Genomic DNA, 16,936 nt, shown 5'->3' with positions numbered 1-16,936 from the left:
CGCTCAATTGACTTTGCCCTTCAATTTGTATACGTAAGCCAGCACTTCTGCCACGGCTTGGAACAAATCGGCTGGAACTGCATCGCCAATCTCTGTCCGTTGAAATAAGGCCCGGGCGAGCGGCTTGTTTTCCATGGTCAGTACGCCATGTTCCTTGGCGATTTGTTTGATTCGAAGCGCGACGTAATCCTGCCCCTTGGCTACCACTTGCGGAGCCTCCATATCATTGCCGTCATAGCGAAGTGCGACAGCAAAGTGTGTCGGGTTCGTAATGACGACATCGGCTTTTGGAACCTCTTGCATCATACGCATCAAGGCCATCCGACGCTGCCGCTCTCGAATCTTACCTTTGATGAGGGGGTCACCCTCTGACTTTTTGTACTCATCTTTAATGTCTTGCTTGGACATACGCAAACTCTTCGCGAATTCGAAACGCTGATACATGTAATCAAATACGGCCAGAATACAGAGAGCTGCGCCAATCTTAATCCCTAGCATAACGGTCAAATGTGCGGTATAGCCTAATATTTCACTTAACGGCACATGAGACATCATAATGATGCGCTCCCGTTCTCCCCATATCGACAAATACACAACAGTTCCGATGATCGTCATCTTTAAAATTGATTTTAAAAATTCTACAACCGAGCGAATAGAAAATATTTTTTTAAATCCCTTTATTGGATCAATCTTGGAAAACTGCATCTTGAGCGGTTCGCCCGTAAACAAAAATCCAACCTGCATATAATTCACAATGAGTGCAATGACAACAGAAACGATAAATACGGGCGCCAAGATGATTAACGCCTTTACAAAAAGGCTTCCGAAATAGTCCGTAACGTTGTAAATGGTCACATCCATGGAAAGCCGGTGCCGAAAGGAATCAGCGAACAAATCGATAATTCGTTCTTTATAAAACCCGCCAAGCATCAAGAAGGAGAAGAAGCTGACCAGCAAAATGAACGAGCTGGAAAGATCCGTGCTTTTGGCGACTTGACCTTTTTTTCGAGCTTCCTGCTTTTTCTTTGGCGTTGCTTTTTCCGTCTTCTCCTGCGAGAACATCTGCAGTGAAAGTTTGTGCCGCAGCGTACGAGTAGTAGCGCACGGCACAATCCATTCTTCTGAACCTGGTGTTGGCATCAGCTCGCCCCCTGCATCATGCGCAGCAGTTGCTCCATCGCCTCAAACATAGAAGCGAACAGTTGCTGCAATACATAAACGAGGCCAGGCACGACGAGAAACAGCATGACAAGACCTACGATGATTTTAATCGGAATCCCGACTACAAAAATGTTGAATTGCGGTGCAGTCCGCGCCAAAAATCCAAGCGCCACATCGGTAAGAAACAACGCGACGATAAGCGGCGCAGAAATTTGAAAGGCGATAATGAACGCTTGCGTAAACGACTGAACCAGAAATTCTGTAATATTTCCGTTGGCAATCTGCTGGAAGAACGAATTGTCATCCAGCGGCAACCACTCAAAACTTTTCATGATTCCGTCGATAAAGTAATGGTGGCCGTTCATTCCAAGAAACAATAGCACGACAAATATGTACTTGAAGTTACCCATGACAGGTGCGCTGGTCCCGGTTAATGGGTCAATGACATTCGCGATACCGAAGCCAATCTGAATGTCGACGAACGACCCCGCCGTTTGCACTGCCGTAAAAAACAATTGCGCCAAGAAACCGATGAGCAGGCCAATTAATACCTCACGCACGATAATAACGATATACGTGCCATCAGCCGGAACCGTTTTTCCAAGCCCGAACAACAAATATGCAATCACGCTGATAAAAAACGCGAGCCCGATCTTGAAGCGAAACGGCACGCCTCGCGAAGAAAAGACAGGAACGGCGACAAAGAATGCCGAGATTCGACACAACGTGAGCAAAAAAACAGGGAAAGCTTGTACGAGCGTTTCCATGACCTCACAGCCTAACCGATATAAAGATGCAAATTATTTAAGATGTTATGCGCAAAATCAACGACCGTAGTCAATATCCACGGTCCGAACACCAATATGGCTACCATGACCGCAATTATCTTAGGCACAAAAGCCAACGTCTGCTCTTGAATTTGGGTCGTTGCTTGAAATACACTGATGAGAAGACCTACAACCAAAGCAATGGCCAGCATTGGAGCACTCACTTTCAGTACAGTAAACACTGCCTGCCCTGCCAAGCCGATAATAAACTCAGCACTCATTCCATTCCCTCCCGTGCGTCAATTGAAGTCTCACGTGTTAAAGCTCGCGAGGAGTGATTTCACAACGAGATACCAACCATCCACGAGTACAAACAGCAATATTTTAAACGGCAGCGATATCATGACCGGCGGCAGCATCATCATCCCCATCGCCATCAACGTACTGGCGACGATCATATCAATCACTAGAAAAGGAATGAAAATCATAAAGCCCATTTGAAACGCCGTCTTCAATTCACTGATTGCATACGCGGGCACGAGCACAGTTAAAGGAATTTCCTCATAGGTTTTCGGTTTTTCAGTTTTGGTGTATTTCATAAATAAAAGCAAATCTTTCTCGCGCGTATGCGAGAACATGAACTTTTTTATAGGGACAACCGCTTTTTCCAACGCTTGGGTCTGATTCATCTCGCCTTTTAGATAAGGCTGTAAGGCGACTTCATTCACAGTTCCAATCGTTGGGGACATCACAAACAATGTAAGAAAGAGCGCTAGACCAATCAATACTTGATTGGGCGGCATCTGCTGCGTACCAAGAGAGGTCCGGACGAATCCGAGCACAACCACGATACGCGTGAACGATGTCATCAGGATAAGTATGGCCGGAGCCAAGCTCAGCACGGTAATCATGAGCAGGATAGACAATGATGCCGTCCCCGGCTGCCCGCCACCGCCGCCGACTTTAATGTCGATGTCCGGAATGACAGGAGATGCTACCGCCCAATGAGCCGCAAAGCTGGATAACAGCAGCGTGACAGTTACAGATAGTAGCAATTTTTTATTCATGAATCCATCTACCGATCTTCATTGGTATCATCTTTCAGCAATTGTTCTACTTGATCACTGCGCTTCGGCAATTGATCAAGCTTGGCATGAAACATTTCGTGAAACGATACGGAAGACGGTTCCGCATCCTCTTGCTTAGTGTTGTTGCTTGAGGCTTTACGCCCTGCTCGCATACGGTTCATCAGCTCTGACCAAGAGGTTGGCCATGCCGCTTGTCTGGATGACTGTGCGCCCTCGAGAAACGCGATAAGACGCTCCGCTTGTTCAGGGTCACTTACTTTATCGATAAGCGTAATATCTTCCCCGATCCCCAACACATAGACGACATCGCCAACTTCTACGATTTGTAAAGACTTATTCGGTCCGAGCCCGGTGCCGCCCAAAGTACGGATACTTTGATTCATTTGCCATATACGGTTCTTACGACTTAACAGCTTAATCAAGAGCACGATAAGTACAATGATTACAGCAAGCGACAACAACACGGTCAATAAGCTGGATATGTAGTCCCCGACACCGGATGTTTGCATCATTTGACCGTTGTCTTCCATAAGATTATCCTAACGTCTTGTTAATGGCTTCAATTACACGATCAGCCTGGAACGGTTTGACGATAAAGTCCTTCGCACCCGCTTGAATCGCATCGATAACCATCGCCTGCTGGCCCATCGCGGAGCACATAATGACTTTTGCACTAGGATCTATTTTACGGATTTCTTTCAATGCCGTAATTCCGTCCATTTCCGGCATCGTAATGTCCATTGTAATGAGGTCTGGTTTATGTTCTTTGTACTTTTCGATCGCTTGTGCACCATCCGATGCTTCTCCTACGACATCGAAACCATTCTTTGTTAAAATGTCTCGAATCATCATTCGCATGAATGCTGCATCGTCTACGATCAAAATACGCTTTGCCATCGTTGAGAATCCTCCCTAAATCTTATTGTAGTTTCTGAATACGATCCCACTGATTGATGATATCTGTGACACGCACGCCGAAATTCTCATCTATGACGACAACTTCCCCTTTTGCAATCAGTTTGTTGTTCACGAGAATGTCGACTGGTTCACCTGCCAGCTTGTCCAACTCGATAATGGAACCTTGCGAGAGCTCCAAAATGTCTTTGATCTGTTTGTGCGTCCTACCTAATTCTACTGTGACTTTGAGCGGGATGTCCAACAATAAATTTAGATTAGATTCATCATTTTGTACATACTGTGCCGGTTGGAAATTTGCAAATTGAACTGGCTGCACATTCAAATTGCGATGGTGTGTCGAGCCAAAAGCCGACGCATTGCCACCATGTGCCTCCATATTTCCCGAAGGCATCGGAGCCGATCCATAAGGCTGCTGCATGACATGCCCTCCTCCCATCATTGGATGGTCATACCCTGCCATTTGCTGCGGTGCAGCCGCTTCTGGAGCTGCATGACTAGCAGGCTGAGCTGGAGGAGCCATCGGAATGTCTGGTTCGACTTGCACAGCAGATGCGGCTGCTTCTGCAGCTGCTTCTGTCGTATCCCCCATCAACATGCGAACCATGTTCTGAGCAAATGGAACCGTTAATATTTGCATAATGGTTGAATCAATCAAGTCGCTGATCGTCAAGCGGAACGATATTTTGACGAGAACATTGTCATCGGGCAGCGTTTCAACACCCTGTCCGTTCGACATATTCAAAATACCAATACCAGGCGGCGAAATGTTAACCATTCGATTAAAGATAGTCGACATCGAAGTGGCCGACGATCCCATCATTTGATTCATCGCTTCCTGAACAGCGCTAATATGAATTTCATTCAATTCTTCGCTATGATTCGTCCCATCACCGCCAAGCATCAAATCAGCGATCACTTGGGCATCCGAGGTTTTGATGACTAAAGAATTGACGCCTTCAAATCCCTCTACATATCGAACGTGCACCGCCACGTGCGGCTTTGGAAACTCATTTTCCAAGTTTTCACGCTTCAAAAGCGTAATCCGCGGCGTCGTGATTTCTACCTTTTTGCCTAATAGCGTAGAGAGCGCCGTTGCCGCACTGCCGAACGTAATATTTCCAATTTCACCAAGTGCATCGGTCTCGATCGGATTTAAATATTTTTCTATGGAAGGAGTCTCAGCTTCCTCAGCAGACGGTCCATCACTCGATATTTTTAACAATGCGTCGATTTCTTCCTGCGACAAGTAATCCTTACTCGTCATGCTCTTCCACTCCCTCATCCACGACTTGCTCGATTTGTACAGCTACACGATCTTTTATCACGCCAGGAGAACCTATATATTTCACGCGGTCACCCACTCGAATCATCAAGCCGTTGTCAACCGGTTTGTTCAATGCGATGACATCTCCGATGGATAACTGCATCATTTCCTGCACCGTAATTTGAGATGTGCCCAGTTCAACGGAGATAGGCAGTTTTGCTTTTGTCACCCGTTGGCGTAATTTTTCGACTTCAATCGGTTCCCGCGTTTTTTTCTCTGATACGAACCAATGATGCACCGAAAGCTTCGGCATAATTGGCTCAATCACGACGTGCGGAATACATAAGTTAATCATCCCCGTCGTATCTCCGATTTTAGTGCTTAGAGAGATAAGTGCGATCGTCTCGTTCGGTGATACGATTTGCATAAATTGAGGATTGGTCTCAAGCGCTTCGAGTCTTGGTTGAATATCTAGCACGTTCTTCCAAGCTTCCTGCAAGCTATCGAACGCCCGGCTAAAAATGCGTTCCATCACCGTCGTCTCAATTTCGGTTAAAGCATTAATCTTGGAGGGTGCCGTGCCAGCACCGCCCAGCATGCGATCCAGCATCGCATATGCGACGTTCGGATTCACTTCCAATACCATCCGGCCTTTGAACGGCTCTGCCTCAAAAATGTTCAAAATCGTCATTTTTGGAATAGACCGGATAAATTCATCATACGGCAGTTGTTCGACTTGAACGACGTTGATTTGCACAAATGTACGTAATTGTGCGGAAAAATAAGTCGTTAAGTATCTGGCAAAATTCTCATGGATGCGTGTCAAACTGCGAATGTGGTCCTTTGAAAAACGAACGGCACGCTTGAAATCGTACGAACGGATTTTACGCTGGGTTTCCTCTTTTTTCAGTTCCTCCGCATCCATTTCACCAGAGGACAGCGCCGCAAGCAGGGCGTCAATCTCGTTCTGCGATAGCACGTCTACCAATCGTTTCACCCCCTTACAGGATTCAGCTGCAACATGTGTGTCATGCTCAAATGCCTTTAAATGCGAGTCATGATGAAATCAGTTAAATCGACTTGAATTACTTTGCCTTCAGGCAATTGTTTGTTAATAAGGTCGAGCAACTTCGCACACAACTGATCTTGACCCTTCATTCCTTGCAACTCTTCCGGTTTCATATCAGCCAAAGTTCTCAAAATTAACGGTTTGATGCGCAAATCTTTAATCTTGTCGAATTGCTCTTTTGTCTTTTTGTTGTCCAACTGGAACGCAAAGCCAGTCAATGCGACATAGTCGCGGTCAGCCAGGTTTGTTTTGATGTCACTCATGATCGATGTCATCTCCACAATCTCATCGGCCGATAATCTTGCGATATGAACATTCCCCTGCTGTGCTTGTCCCGCTTGCGGCTTGCCGCCCGAATTAGTGAGCATAATGACGACAAGAGCGATAAGCGTCAGTGCGAGCAGCAATGTAATCATCCACGGCAACATTCGTTTCATGGTTGTCCCTCCGATAAATCAGTCTTCTTCGTCCCGGCAATAATTCCGACGGAACGTATGTATTGTTCAATAAGGCTAATGACTTCAGGGCCTTTTTCCAGCACAATGATTCTCTTCCCTGTCGTTAACGAAATGTACGTATCCGGTGTTTCTTCGACAGATTCAATGAGCAGTGCGTTCACCCAAATGGGCGACCCATTCAGCCGTGTAACGGATATCATCCTATTCCTCCCTTAATGAACCGTCCGTATCTCCCGATGCCGTGCGGCATCAGGAGATGGGTGCGATTAGTCTATAAGTTTATCGTTTTAAGTTAACAACCTCTTGGAGGACTTCATCGGACGTCGTAATAATACGTGAGTTCGCTTGGAAACCGCGCTGCGCTACGATCATTTCCGTAAATTCTGCCGTCAAGTCCACGTTGGACATTTCCAGCGCCCCGGCAATGATTGCGCCGCTGCCCGTTTCGGGATCGTTTGCTGCACCAACCGTGATTTCACCATCCGCGATCGCGTTCGGAGTTGCGCGGTACAGATTGCCGCCGATCTTCTCCAAGCCTTCCGGGTTCACGACTTTGACGATCCCGATAGAGGTGCCGGTCCCTTCGGTGGTTCCGTCGGCACGCTTCGCCATAATCTCCCCGTTCTGCGAGATCGAGAACTCGACGATATCTTCTTCCAGTTGAATCGGAGCGCCGCCGGAATCAAGCACTCTCAGACCATCCACATTAACGAGGTTGCGTTCTGCATCAAGGTGGAAGTCGCCTGCGCGAGTCAGGAACGGCGCTTCCTGATCTTCACCTAGCGAGAGGGCGAAGAAGCCGTCGCCGTCGATACGCAAGTCAAGCGGACGGTACGTCATCATGGCGCTGCCTTGGGTATGCACGTTATCGATAGCCGATATCGCAACACCCAAGCCGACTTGCTTCGCGTTAATACCGCCGCTGCCTTCGTCACTTGGCGCTGTCGTTCCGCTCATCGTCTGGCTCATGATGTCCTTGAACATGACGCGCCCTTGTTTGAAGCCGACCGTGTTCACGTTCGCGATGTTGTTCCCGATAACGTCAAGTTTGGTTTGAAAACCGCGCATACCTGAAACACCCGAATACATGGATCGAATCATTTATTAATACCTCCCCAAATTGTTGGCTCACTTCTGTCGTTCCATGAGCCCATGGCCTCCTGCTCGGTCCGGCCTTGTTTCATGCACTGCTTGCTTATTTCATTAAAATGGCGCTGTCGATTTGCGTAAACACATGGTTCTGCTGAGATGCTTGATCTAAGGCCGTAATGACGGTGCGCGATTTGACGTTTACGATAAACGCTTGGTTATCGACGATGATAAGCGACTGACGCGACCCTTTGTCTTCCGCCTGTTTGACCGCTTGCTGCATCTTGTTCATCATGTCCGCAGACATGACCATGCCGCGTTCCTGCATTCTTACCTTCGCATGGTGGCTGAACTGCACATCCTCTGTACGTGTCAGCTCATGCTGCAGCATTCGCTGGAAGGAAGTGTCCTTACCAATCTGCTCTCGCTGCGGTGTCCGCTGGGCGCTCGTTCCCTGGATGGGTCCCGCAATGCCTATATGCCCCATTGCCCCGTGGATGTTCATGCGTTTCCTTCCGGCTGCTGCGGCTGCTCTGGCTGTTCCGGAGCAGGCGGTACTTCATTGTTGCCTTCGTCCGGGTTGCCCTCTGTTTCCGGTGTCCGAATTTCGGAAATGGTGTTCAAATCGACCTCGTCTTTTCCTACCTTGGCATAAGTGATGCCTTCTCGGACAATGATCGATTCGACGATGCCCGTCTTTACGCTTTCCTTCGGCTTGTTCTGGCCGTTTCCGATCTTGACGGTCATCGATTCTTTCTCCGATGCAATCCATGTGATTTCTTTGCCTATCAAACTGGAAGACATCCCGAGCGCCTGCTGCATCGAGCCCAATTGCTTTTGAATGTTCATCAGCTGCTCCACCGAACTGAACTGCGCCATTTGCGCAATGAAGTCCCGATCCTGCATCGGCTGCATCGGATCTTGGTTTTGGAGCTGTGCGATGAGTATCTTCAGGAACTCGTCTTTTCCCAGTGTGTTGTTGCCGTCCTTCTTTTTGACTAGTTTGGAGTTCTCCACGCTATAGTTCGGCCAGGTGACTTTATTGAATGTAACGTCAGAAGCCATCCTACACCTCCTTACCCGTTTCTTGAATGGCAGCGCATGTGTTCATTTACACGCTGGCAGTAAACGTTGAGTTCTCATGCAAATCTTGCTGAGTTTTACCTTCAAGCGCTTCATTCAGTTCATCGATTTCCGATGCTTTGCGTTGCTTCGAGCTTCGCTCAGAGGTTTGCTGACGATTGGCATTCGGCTGTCTCTGTTCCTGGAACATCGAGGATGACAGAGCAGAAGCCGGCTGCTGCGACACTTCAAGCTTGTCTACTTGAATGCCTTGGGTTTGAAGAGCGCCGCGCAAGAGCGACATTTGCTGTTCAAGCATATCTTTGGCCATGCCGTGTTCCGTCATGAAGCGTGCCGTCAATTGACCGTTTTGCATCGTTAGGCGGACATCAACCTGACCTAAGTGCTCTGGGTACAATGATATTTTCGCTTCCGACACATTACCCAGCTTGCTGAAGCGAAGCTGCTTCACCACGAAGCCAGCCATTTCGTCGGCGAACCGATCTGCGTGCACGACTGGGATTTGCTTCGCAGTGTTAATCCCTTCTTGGCGCAGCGCCCACTGGCCTGCTGTCGTGACCTGGTTAGGATGAGCCTGAAGCTCCACGTCTGCCGTGCTGTCGCTTGAATCGGCCGTCAATGCATTGCTCTGTACAGCCGGGGCGTTCAATACAGTTCCGAGCATGTTATTCTGTACGCCATTGAGATGAGCTGTAAAGGTCGTGCCTTGCACAGGTGTGCTAGTGTTGCTTCCCACAGCTTGATTCAATACGTTGGACAGCTGCTGAATCCACTTAACTGCCTCGGCCGAACGTCCAACATGTCCATTATTAGTGATAGAAGCTTGAACGAGCGGTTCAAAGCCTTCGTCATTCGTTTGCTGCAATGCAGACTGGTCTTTCCGTTGAGTTAAACCAGATGCATGCTCGTTGCTCACAATAGCTGCGGTTAATGTTCCATTCAGCAAGTGTTGTACGGATTGTCCGTCTTCACCTTCTCCTTGGGCCATAAGCTCAGACAGCTGTTGCATAACATCGCGGACAGCAAGAGTAATCGTCTCAGGCTGCTCCGTCAGCGTTTGAATATTACCCGTTGCATTTGCTTCTGCAGATGGTTGGGCGGATAGCCATTGCTGTGCCTGAAGCACCCATTGCTGCAGCGCAGCCAATAACTCCGGGTTTGCTTCCAGCTGCTCATCCGCCAACTTCAACGGTTCGGCAAATAATTGGTCCAACGCAGCTGCTAATTGTTCTGTTTCCCCTTGAAGCAGATTGCCCAATCCTTCTTGCGTGACGAATAACCCGTTGGAATTGTTAGCGAAAGCAGCCTGCTCTCCAGTGCCATTCATACATTGCGACAAGGAAACCCAGAAGTTCCCCTCACCTGCTCCGGTTCCTTTGGCTTGTACACCACCGAGAAACGAAGCCGCATTGCTGGCTGACACGTTGGATATTGCTCCTGACATATTTATTTCACCTCCTTCCGTTAATGCTTTTTAATTGCTAGGCAGCAGCTTCGACACCAATTTGGCCGTCGCTTCCTTGTCTGCATCGGTCATCGCATTAAGCAGTCTGGAACGCGCTGCATCGTCTACAGCGTTCAACACCGCCAATGCTTTATCCGGGCTGATCTTAGCCGTTTCCAACAAAATGCTGGCACCGCTCTTTGGCGTCATATTAGCAAACGTTTGGCTAAGTTGCGTACGATCCAGCCCTGTGCTGGCTTGCTTCGCAGTCTCATTCTTTTTCAGCCTTGACTGCAGCGCCTTAATTTTCAAATCGTCAGCTGGCTTTACGTCTTTTAGCATAATGGAAGCTTCAGCAGCCACCTTCGGATTCATCTTCTCCAGCACTTTCACGCGGTCTTCTTGCTTCATCGCGTCAAGGACGAGAACGAGCTCTTCTTTCGACAAATTTTCTAATACCGGAGCGGCTTTGCTCGGCATCATTTTCGCATACATATTCGCTAAGTCTTTAATTTGCCGATCGTACTCTTCAGATGAAGCCGTTTCTTCTTGGCGTTTTTGCTTCACCTCTTGCAGTTGCTTGGACAAATCGCCCACTTTGCCTTCAAGCGACTTGCGCTCGTCTGCCAAGTTGCGTAAATCCGCGTCCTTCGAGGCCAATAACGCTTTTAATTCCGTAATTTGTTCGGCTTGTTCCTTCTCCACGTCTTTCTTCTCTTTTTTCTCCTTCTTTTCATCCTTCTTTTCATCCTTCTTATCGTCGGACTTATCTTGATCAGAGGAGATCCATTCGTTCACAATTGGAATTTGCTCAGCTAAGGACAGCACATGATTGCGCCAATTCGCATTAAACAATGTAAGCAGCACAGCTATGAGCACAATCGTAAACAAAATGGGGGTCGCAAAGAACAAAAACCGTTCAAAACCCGAATAATTGCTTTCCTTTTCTTCTGTCTTCATCTCTGACACCGTCATCCCTCCTGCTGAAGCGGCGGGGTCGAACCGTCTTCCGTCGTTGTTCTAGCGAGCGGCCATATGATAACGGACGGTAGCGAGTTCGTCCAATTCGTTTTGCTCCCATAACGCCATTTGACGTTTAAAGTTTGTCTCCGCTTTTTCTCGAGCCTTTGTCCATACCTTTTCATCGGTCATTCGTTCGGCAAGCTTGCTTTGCTTGTCACGAACTTGTATTTCAGCCGAATAGACCCGCTTGCGAGCAAGATGAACTTGACCTTCCAGGTGAGATATGTACTGCTGCCATGCTTGTATGTCCGCAGCCGGCGCACATGCGTCGATGCTTTGCTGCATTTTCTTCCTGACTGACTCCATTTCCAGAAGGCAATGCTGCAATTGCTTCTCTTCCGCTTGCAAGCGTCCCATCGCTTCTGACAAAATCCATTCCGCTTGCTTTTTTTCGTTTGTCTTTAGATCAAGAACTTTTTGAAACGAATACTGAAAAGCCCGCACCGTCTAGTCAACTCCCCGGAAATTGCAGTAGTAGTCGTTCGATTGTCTCTTCGTACGGAGCACGCTCTTCAATGCGCTGCTTCGTAAAGGCATGAATGTCTTCGATATATTGCATGGCCTCATCAATTGCCGGATTGCTGCCCGGCTGATAGGCGCCGATATTGATTAAATCTTCCGATTCGCGGTAGACCGCTAATAGTCGCTTAAGCCGTTCAGCCGCAAGCTGATGCTCCTGTGGTACGATATCCTTCATGACCCGGCTGATGCTTGATAGTACATCAATCGCCGGAAAGTGTCCCTTGTTCGCGATATTGCGATTCAGCACGATATGACCGTCCAAAATTCCACGCACTGCATCGGCAATCGGTTCGTTCATATCGTCTCCGTCCACCAATACGGTATAGAACGCCGTAATCGAACCGCTCGGGCCCGTTCCGGAACGTTCCAACAGCTTAGGCAAGCTCGCAAATACGGAAGGGGTATATCCCCGCGTTGCAGGCGGTTCACCGACAGCTAGTCCGACTTCGCGCATGGCCATCGCGTACCGAGTGACCGAATCCATCATGAGCATGACATTCATGCCCCGATCCCGGAAATACTCGGCAATGGTCGTAGCAATGAGCGCCCCTTTAATGCGCACGAGAGCCGGCTGGTCCGAAGTAGCGACGATGACGACCGAACGAGCCAACCCTTCCGGACCCAAATCCCGCTCGATAAATTCAAGCACTTCGCGGCCGCGTTCACCAATGAGAGCAATGACGTTGACATCGGCAGCCGTATTGCGGGCAATCATGCCGAGCAGCGTGCTCTTTCCCACGCCAGAGCCGGCAAAGATACCTACACGTTGACCATTGCCAATCGTCAATAGTCCGTCGATCGCTCGTACGCCGACACCGATAGGTTCGCGAACACGCGGGCGCTGGAGCGGATTGGAAGGGATATTCGTCGTCGAATAGTGCGGCATCCGTGTCGGCAAAAACGAGCCGTCCAACGGTTGCCCTAATCCGTCCAGCACTTTACCAAGCAGCTCCGAACCGACGGAGACACTTAACGGCTTTCCGGTCCCGACTACGTCGCAGCCGGGACCGATCGACTGCAGATCTCCCAAAGGCATAAGCAGCACTTTGTTATCCCGGAATCCAACCACCTCGGCCAGCAACGGCTCACTGCCCTTGCTTGGATAGATGTGACAGACTTCACCTACGCTGGCGTCCGGTCCTTCGGATTCCACCATCAAGCCGATTACTTGCGTCACCTTGCCATTTACGCGGACAGGATCGATGCGCTGCAAATAATCTATGTACTTGTTTGAATTCCATTTGTAATCAAGACTCATCGCCGTCGCGCTCCTCATGCTGCATTGCAACCTGCATTAACGCCTTTTTGATTTCGGCAAGCTGCGTATCGATTCGTGCATCAATACTGCCCAATGCTGAACGTACGACACATCCGCTATCATGGACACTGGAATCCGGAATAATTTGCAGTTCCGCTTGCGAATCCACTGCCAGACTCAACTCTTCGCGCGCCGCATGAACGTAAGCGAATTGTTGAGGCGACACGCATACAGTAATCGTTCCGCTCTCCCGTTTGCGGGAGAGTGTCTTGCGGACCATTTCGACGGCAATATCGGGTTCCAATGCCAACTGCCGCCCAATGACCTTTTCAGCTACCGAACAGCTAAGCGATACTACAAATGGCTCCGCCTCTTGAATAATCTGTTCTTTCGCCTTATAGGCTTGCTCCAATACAGCCTGCGCCTCGGACAGCTTGCGTTCATAAGCCTGCTGAATTTCCTGCTCCGCTTGCTGCATTCCTTCTTGATAACCTTGCGCATAGCCTGCTTCCCGCTTCGACTCTACTAACGCCTCGTCACTTCCACGCCGTTCTTCCCACCAGGCATCGATCTCAGAACGCGCCTCTTCCAACATGCGTTCGGCTTCTTCCGTAGCGCTCTTCAGATGTTCTTCGGCAAACGACTGCGCGTCATCCAAAATCGATTGGCGCAGGTTGGCCAGCTCTTCATCTTGATTAAGGACGATTTCTTCCGTCAGTGGTTGGGGAGCGGGAACGTCATCCGCCACCTGCTGTTGCTGATGGCGACGAACCGCTTCCAGCATTCTCATCTGTTCTACAGGGACATACTGAGATGATTTGATGACGTTAGACAACGATATCATCTCCTCCACCACGCGCAATGATGATCTCGCCTGCTTCCTCTAAGCGGCGAATAGTAGATACGATACGGGTCTGTGCTTCTTCCACATCACGCAGCCGTACAGGACCCATAAATTCCATTTCTTCTTTGAAGGTATCCGCCATACGTTTCGACATATTGCGGAAAATAACTTCGCGAACTTCTTCACTTGCCACTTTAAGCGCCAATTGAAGATCTGCATTATCAATGTCACGAATAATGCGCTGTATTGAGCGATTGTCGATATTGACAATATCCTCGAATACAAACATTCTCTTCTTGATTTCTTCTGCCAGCTCCGGATCTTGAATTTCGAGAGAATCCAAAATCGTCCGTTCTGTACCACGGTCGACACCATTCAAAATCTTAACGACAGACTCGATGCCGCCGGCACTCGTATAATCTTGCGTCACTGTAGAGGAGAGCTTCTGCTCCAGCACGCGTTCGACCTGATTGATGACTTCTGGCGATGTGCTGTCCATCAGTGCCACCCGTCTAGCGACATCCGCTTGTTTCTCCGGTGACAAGGAAGATAGAATGGTCGAAGCCTGCTCCGTTTGCAAGTAAGACAGCACCAATGCAATCGTTTGAACATTTTCGTTCTGAATAAAGTTGAAAATTTGTGACGCATCCGCTTTACGGGCAAAGTCAAACGGTCTCACTTGCAGCGTTGCAGTAAGGCGATTGATAATATCAACCGCTTTTTGCTGCCCTAACGCCTTCTCCAATATTTCCTTCGCGTAACTGATGCCGCCTTGCGAAATGTATTCCTGTGCCAAGCAAATTTGATGGAATTCGCCCATCACGGATTCTTTTTCAGCCGCGTCGACTTTACGCACATTCGCTATTTCCAGAGTCAGCTGCTCTATTTCTTCATCTCTCAAATGTTTAAATATTTGGGCTGACACTTCCGGCCCGAGCGTGATGAGCAAAATCGCCGCTTTCTGTCTGCCCGTTAAGCCGTAACTACTTTTGACCATTGTGCTCACCTCGATTCATCAACTAGCCATGTACGCAGCAATTTGACAAATTCGTCCGGCTTTTTCTTTGCCAAGCCTTCCAATTGTTTGCGCACTTGATGCTCGCCTGTTACATTTTCCAAATCTATCGATGGAAGCTCTACGTGCGTCGGCAGCGACAGATCTGGCTCGTAGACCTCTTCCTCACGTCTGCGTCGACGTACGACCGCATAGGCAATTCCTCCCACAACTGCTAGTAATGCAAGCGCACCCGCGCCATACCATACCCAGTTGGAGATGCTCTTATTGTCCGATACTGTTCCATCTTTAGCACCATTTTGAGTCATAACAGAAACTTTTTGCGTTAGATCAACGTCTGTATATGTAGTGCCGGAATCTTTCAATTGTGCGCCAACGATGTTTCGCAGCACTTTTTCAATCGCTTGGATTTGCTCGGCGCTCACGTCAACGGAGTCAACCGCGGCGTGAATGGTTAAATCTTTAACAGCATATGGACTAGCTTCAATCGTGTTCTTGATTCGATTCACGTCGTAATTAATAGTGCGCTGAGATTTCTCGGATGTCGCGTCTCCGCTTCCAGCAGCTGACGGATAATTTGTCACTTCTCCGTCACCAACACCGGCAACTCCGCTTTCTTGTGCGCCTTTGCCGCTGTATGATTCCTGAAGCTCTTGAACGCTTATCTCGATACCCTTCATCTCTTCTGTATTCACAGGAGTGACCAGGTCTTCTTGCTTGACAACTTTGTCGAAGTTCAATTTTGCCGACACAAGCACGCTGATCTTGTCTGAAGGAATAAATCCATTCAAGAAATCTTGCACTTTCATGCGTATGTCGTTTTCAAATTTACGTTGTATCTTTAGCTGCTCGTCTACTTCTCCGAAGATGCTCTTCGAACCGCCTCCGATAGTATCCGAGGCAAAGATAGGGCCTTCATCGCTAGAGATAGTAATATTATCAATGGCGAGATGTGGAACCGCAGTCTTTACGAGATTGAAATAGCCGTCTACGGCAGCTTGGTTCGGTTGATATCCTGGTTTGAACTTCATCACAATCGAAGCGGAAGCTTGCTCTTGATCAGGTGTCGCAAACACGGTTTCTTTAGGCAGGTTTACAATTGCCTTTGCGTCCTGTATCCCTTGCATTTGACGAAGCAAGCGCTCAATTTCACCGTTAAGGGCATTGTTGTAGCGAACATCGAATACGTTGTCCGTCATACCGCCCATTAATCCGTCAGCACCGAACGATTCGAAGCCAATCGATCCATTCTTCACAATCCCTTGGGCTCCGACATCCACTTTTACCTTCGCTGCTGAGGCGCTTGGAACGGAAATTTGCGATCCGTCGGTACTCAATTGATACGGGATGCTGTTGCCGTTTAAATATTCGATAATGCCAGCCGCATCGTTAGAATTCAAATCTTTGAAAGCAAGTTCATACTCAGTCTTAGAAAACTGATAAGTTAAAATAATAACAGCTAAAATCAGAAATCCAACGGTCGAAAACAGTAATATTTTTTGTTTCTTACTAAATTGAGTCCAATATTGCGAGATTCGCTCTCGATATTGGTTCACTTTTTCACTCACTCCACGTCACCCCACCAAAACTATGTAAGACAAAACGCCGTTACATCTGCATGCGCATAATATCTTGATACGCTTCGATAACCTTGTTGCGTACCTGCGTTGTCAGCTGCAAACTTAGAAGCGCACGCTCTGAGGCGATCATGAGTTGATCGACATCAACTTCACCAAGAATAAACTGGTCATTCATTGCCTGTACTTGCTGTTCCTGAGTATCGACTTGCTGAAGAGCATCTGAAAGAAAATTCCCAAAGGACTTTGTCACTTCTGCAGGTGTAGCAGCTTTATTGGTCAATGACGCTGCTGCAGAGGATGTAGTAGGTGTTATCATTTGCAATGGTAGCATCGTATTCTGTATCATTCTCTTC

At 48.3% G+C, this 16,936-nt stretch carries 21 protein-coding genes; all 21 read right to left on the bottom strand.

What is annotated here, in order from left to right; all coding sequences use genetic code 11:
* Positions 1 to 3: 3 nt before the first annotated feature.
* The gene (gene flhB, locus A372_RS0131825) at positions 4 to 1,140 is read right to left on the bottom strand and encodes a flagellar biosynthesis protein FlhB (RefSeq protein WP_019425001.1); all 1,137 of its coding nucleotides are present in this window, start codon (positions 1,138 to 1,140) and stop codon (positions 4 to 6) included.
* Complete coding sequence (fliR, locus tag A372_RS0131820) at positions 1,140 to 1,928, bottom strand: flagellar biosynthetic protein FliR (RefSeq protein ID WP_019425000.1); 789 nt, start codon at positions 1,926 to 1,928, stop codon at positions 1,140 to 1,142. The genes flhB and fliR overlap by 1 nt, the downstream gene beginning before the upstream one ends.
* 11 nt (positions 1,929 to 1,939) lie before the next feature.
* Entirely contained in the window at positions 1,940 to 2,209 is a 270-nt protein-coding gene (gene fliQ / locus A372_RS0131815; protein ID WP_019424999.1) for a flagellar biosynthesis protein FliQ, read from the bottom strand.
* A gap of 30 nt (positions 2,210 to 2,239) precedes the next feature.
* Positions 2,240 to 2,995: a flagellar type III secretion system pore protein FliP gene (gene fliP, locus A372_RS0131810; protein ID WP_019424998.1), complete on the bottom strand. Its 756-nt coding sequence runs from the start codon at positions 2,993 to 2,995 to the stop codon at positions 2,240 to 2,242.
* Positions 2,996 to 3,003: 8 nt separating this feature from the next.
* A complete protein-coding gene (locus A372_RS0131805) occupies positions 3,004 to 3,546 on the bottom strand; it encodes a flagellar biosynthetic protein FliO (protein ID WP_019424997.1) in 543 nt (180 codons plus the stop codon).
* A gap of 4 nt (positions 3,547 to 3,550) precedes the next feature.
* The gene (locus A372_RS0131800; RefSeq protein ID WP_019424996.1) at positions 3,551 to 3,913 is read right to left on the bottom strand and encodes a response regulator; all 363 of its coding nucleotides are present in this window, start codon (positions 3,911 to 3,913) and stop codon (positions 3,551 to 3,553) included.
* A gap of 22 nt (positions 3,914 to 3,935) precedes the next feature.
* The gene (gene fliY / locus A372_RS0131795) at positions 3,936 to 5,198 is read right to left on the bottom strand and encodes a flagellar motor switch phosphatase FliY (protein WP_019424995.1); all 1,263 of its coding nucleotides are present in this window, start codon (positions 5,196 to 5,198) and stop codon (positions 3,936 to 3,938) included.
* Positions 5,188 to 6,186 carry a flagellar motor switch protein FliM gene (fliM, locus tag A372_RS0131790; protein WP_019424994.1) on the bottom strand — a complete coding sequence of 333 codons (999 nt, stop codon included), beginning with the start codon at positions 6,184 to 6,186 and terminating at the stop codon, positions 5,188 to 5,190. Before fliM ends, fliY begins: the two co-directional genes overlap by 11 nt.
* A 56-nt stretch (positions 6,187 to 6,242) precedes the next feature.
* On the bottom strand, positions 6,243 to 6,704 hold the full coding sequence (locus A372_RS0131785; RefSeq protein WP_019424993.1) for a flagellar basal body-associated FliL family protein: 462 nt from the start codon (positions 6,702 to 6,704) through the stop codon (positions 6,243 to 6,245).
* Positions 6,701 to 6,925 (bottom strand): flagellar FlbD family protein, encoded by a 225-nt coding sequence (locus tag A372_RS0131780; protein ID WP_019424992.1) that lies wholly within the window; start codon positions 6,923 to 6,925, stop codon positions 6,701 to 6,703. The genes A372_RS0131785 and A372_RS0131780 overlap by 4 nt, the downstream gene beginning before the upstream one ends.
* Before the next feature lie 79 nt (positions 6,926 to 7,004).
* Positions 7,005 to 7,826: a flagellar basal body rod protein FlgG gene (gene flgG / locus A372_RS0131775; protein WP_019424991.1), complete on the bottom strand. Its 822-nt coding sequence runs from the start codon at positions 7,824 to 7,826 to the stop codon at positions 7,005 to 7,007.
* Between the two features lie 94 nt (positions 7,827 to 7,920).
* Complete coding sequence (locus A372_RS0131770; protein ID WP_019424990.1) at positions 7,921 to 8,319, bottom strand: TIGR02530 family flagellar biosynthesis protein; 399 nt, start codon at positions 8,317 to 8,319, stop codon at positions 7,921 to 7,923.
* Positions 8,316 to 8,879 carry a flagellar hook capping FlgD N-terminal domain-containing protein gene (locus tag A372_RS35150; RefSeq protein ID WP_019424989.1) on the bottom strand — a complete coding sequence of 188 codons (564 nt, stop codon included), beginning with the start codon at positions 8,877 to 8,879 and terminating at the stop codon, positions 8,316 to 8,318. Before A372_RS35150 ends, A372_RS0131770 begins: the two co-directional genes overlap by 4 nt.
* Before the next feature lie 46 nt (positions 8,880 to 8,925).
* Positions 8,926 to 10,341, bottom strand: a complete 1,416-nt coding sequence (locus A372_RS0131760; RefSeq protein ID WP_019424988.1) for a flagellar hook-length control protein FliK — start codon at positions 10,339 to 10,341, stop codon at positions 8,926 to 8,928.
* 30 nt (positions 10,342 to 10,371) lie between these two features.
* The gene (locus tag A372_RS0131755) at positions 10,372 to 11,316 is read right to left on the bottom strand and encodes a MotE family protein (protein WP_026011417.1); all 945 of its coding nucleotides are present in this window, start codon (positions 11,314 to 11,316) and stop codon (positions 10,372 to 10,374) included.
* Between the two features lie 45 nt (positions 11,317 to 11,361).
* On the bottom strand, positions 11,362 to 11,808 hold the full coding sequence (fliJ, locus tag A372_RS0131750) for a flagellar export protein FliJ (protein WP_019424986.1): 447 nt from the start codon (positions 11,806 to 11,808) through the stop codon (positions 11,362 to 11,364).
* Positions 11,809 to 11,815: 7 nt separating this feature from the next.
* Complete coding sequence (gene fliI, locus A372_RS0131745) at positions 11,816 to 13,144, bottom strand: flagellar protein export ATPase FliI (RefSeq protein WP_019424985.1); 1,329 nt, start codon at positions 13,142 to 13,144, stop codon at positions 11,816 to 11,818.
* Entirely contained in the window at positions 13,134 to 13,979 is an 846-nt protein-coding gene (locus A372_RS0131740; protein ID WP_019424984.1) for a FliH/SctL family protein, read from the bottom strand. Before A372_RS0131740 ends, fliI begins: the two co-directional genes overlap by 11 nt.
* Entirely contained in the window at positions 13,972 to 14,985 is a 1,014-nt protein-coding gene (fliG, locus tag A372_RS0131735; protein ID WP_019424983.1) for a flagellar motor switch protein FliG, read from the bottom strand. Before fliG ends, A372_RS0131740 begins: the two co-directional genes overlap by 8 nt.
* Before the next feature lie 5 nt (positions 14,986 to 14,990).
* Positions 14,991 to 16,571 (bottom strand): flagellar basal-body MS-ring/collar protein FliF, encoded by a 1,581-nt coding sequence (gene fliF / locus A372_RS0131730; RefSeq protein ID WP_026011416.1) that lies wholly within the window; start codon positions 16,569 to 16,571, stop codon positions 14,991 to 14,993.
* Between the two features lie 40 nt (positions 16,572 to 16,611).
* Positions 16,612 to 16,929 carry a flagellar hook-basal body complex protein FliE gene (gene fliE, locus A372_RS0131725; RefSeq protein ID WP_019424981.1) on the bottom strand — a complete coding sequence of 106 codons (318 nt, stop codon included), beginning with the start codon at positions 16,927 to 16,929 and terminating at the stop codon, positions 16,612 to 16,614.
* Between the last annotated feature and the right edge of the window lie 7 nt (positions 16,930 to 16,936).

Origin of the sequence: Paenibacillus sp. OSY-SE, from assembly GCF_000283315.1 — a bacterium.
In the GTDB taxonomy this organism is placed as follows: Bacteria; Bacillota; Bacilli; order Paenibacillales; family Paenibacillaceae; genus Paenibacillus_B; species Paenibacillus_B profundus.
The sequence above is the reverse complement of the archived record's forward strand: the minus strand, read 5'-3'. Positions and strand labels throughout refer to the sequence as shown.

Coding starts and splice junctions, on each gene's coding strand:
- A372_RS0131780 (WP_019424992.1), bottom strand. CDS start 6,925: ATGATATCCGTTACACGGCTGAATGGGTCGCCCATTTGGGTGAACGCA.
- A372_RS0131785 (WP_019424993.1), bottom strand. CDS start 6,704: ATGAAACGAATGTTGCCGTGGATGATTACATTGCTGCTCGCACTGACG.
- A372_RS0131760 (WP_019424988.1), bottom strand. CDS start 10,341: ATGTCAGGAGCAATATCCAACGTGTCAGCCAGCAATGCGGCTTCGTTT.
- fliI (WP_019424985.1), bottom strand. CDS start 13,144: ATGAGTCTTGATTACAAATGGAATTCAAACAAGTACATAGATTATTTG.
- flgG (WP_019424991.1), bottom strand. CDS start 7,826: ATGATTCGATCCATGTATTCGGGTGTTTCAGGTATGCGCGGTTTTCAA.
- A372_RS0131805 (WP_019424997.1), bottom strand. CDS start 3,546: ATGGAAGACAACGGTCAAATGATGCAAACATCCGGTGTCGGGGACTAC.
- A372_RS0131755 (WP_026011417.1), bottom strand. CDS start 11,316: ATGACGGTGTCAGAGATGAAGACAGAAGAAAAGGAAAGCAATTATTCG.
- fliY (WP_019424995.1), bottom strand. CDS start 5,198: ATGACGAGTAAGGATTACTTGTCGCAGGAAGAAATCGACGCATTGTTA.
- A372_RS0131770 (WP_019424990.1), bottom strand. CDS start 8,319: ATGAACATCCACGGGGCAATGGGGCATATAGGCATTGCGGGACCCATC.
- fliR (WP_019425000.1), bottom strand. CDS start 1,928: ATGGAAACGCTCGTACAAGCTTTCCCTGTTTTTTTGCTCACGTTGTGT.
- A372_RS35150 (WP_019424989.1), bottom strand. CDS start 8,879: ATGGCTTCTGACGTTACATTCAATAAAGTCACCTGGCCGAACTATAGC.
- A372_RS0131800 (WP_019424996.1), bottom strand. CDS start 3,913: ATGGCAAAGCGTATTTTGATCGTAGACGATGCAGCATTCATGCGAATG.
- fliE (WP_019424981.1), bottom strand. CDS start 16,929: ATGATACAGAATACGATGCTACCATTGCAAATGATAACACCTACTACA.
- flhB (WP_019425001.1), bottom strand. CDS start 1,140: ATGCCAACACCAGGTTCAGAAGAATGGATTGTGCCGTGCGCTACTACT.
- fliQ (WP_019424999.1), bottom strand. CDS start 2,209: ATGAGTGCTGAGTTTATTATCGGCTTGGCAGGGCAGGCAGTGTTTACT.
- fliG (WP_019424983.1), bottom strand. CDS start 14,985: ATGGTCAAAAGTAGTTACGGCTTAACGGGCAGACAGAAAGCGGCGATT.
- fliP (WP_019424998.1), bottom strand. CDS start 2,995: ATGAATAAAAAATTGCTACTATCTGTAACTGTCACGCTGCTGTTATCC.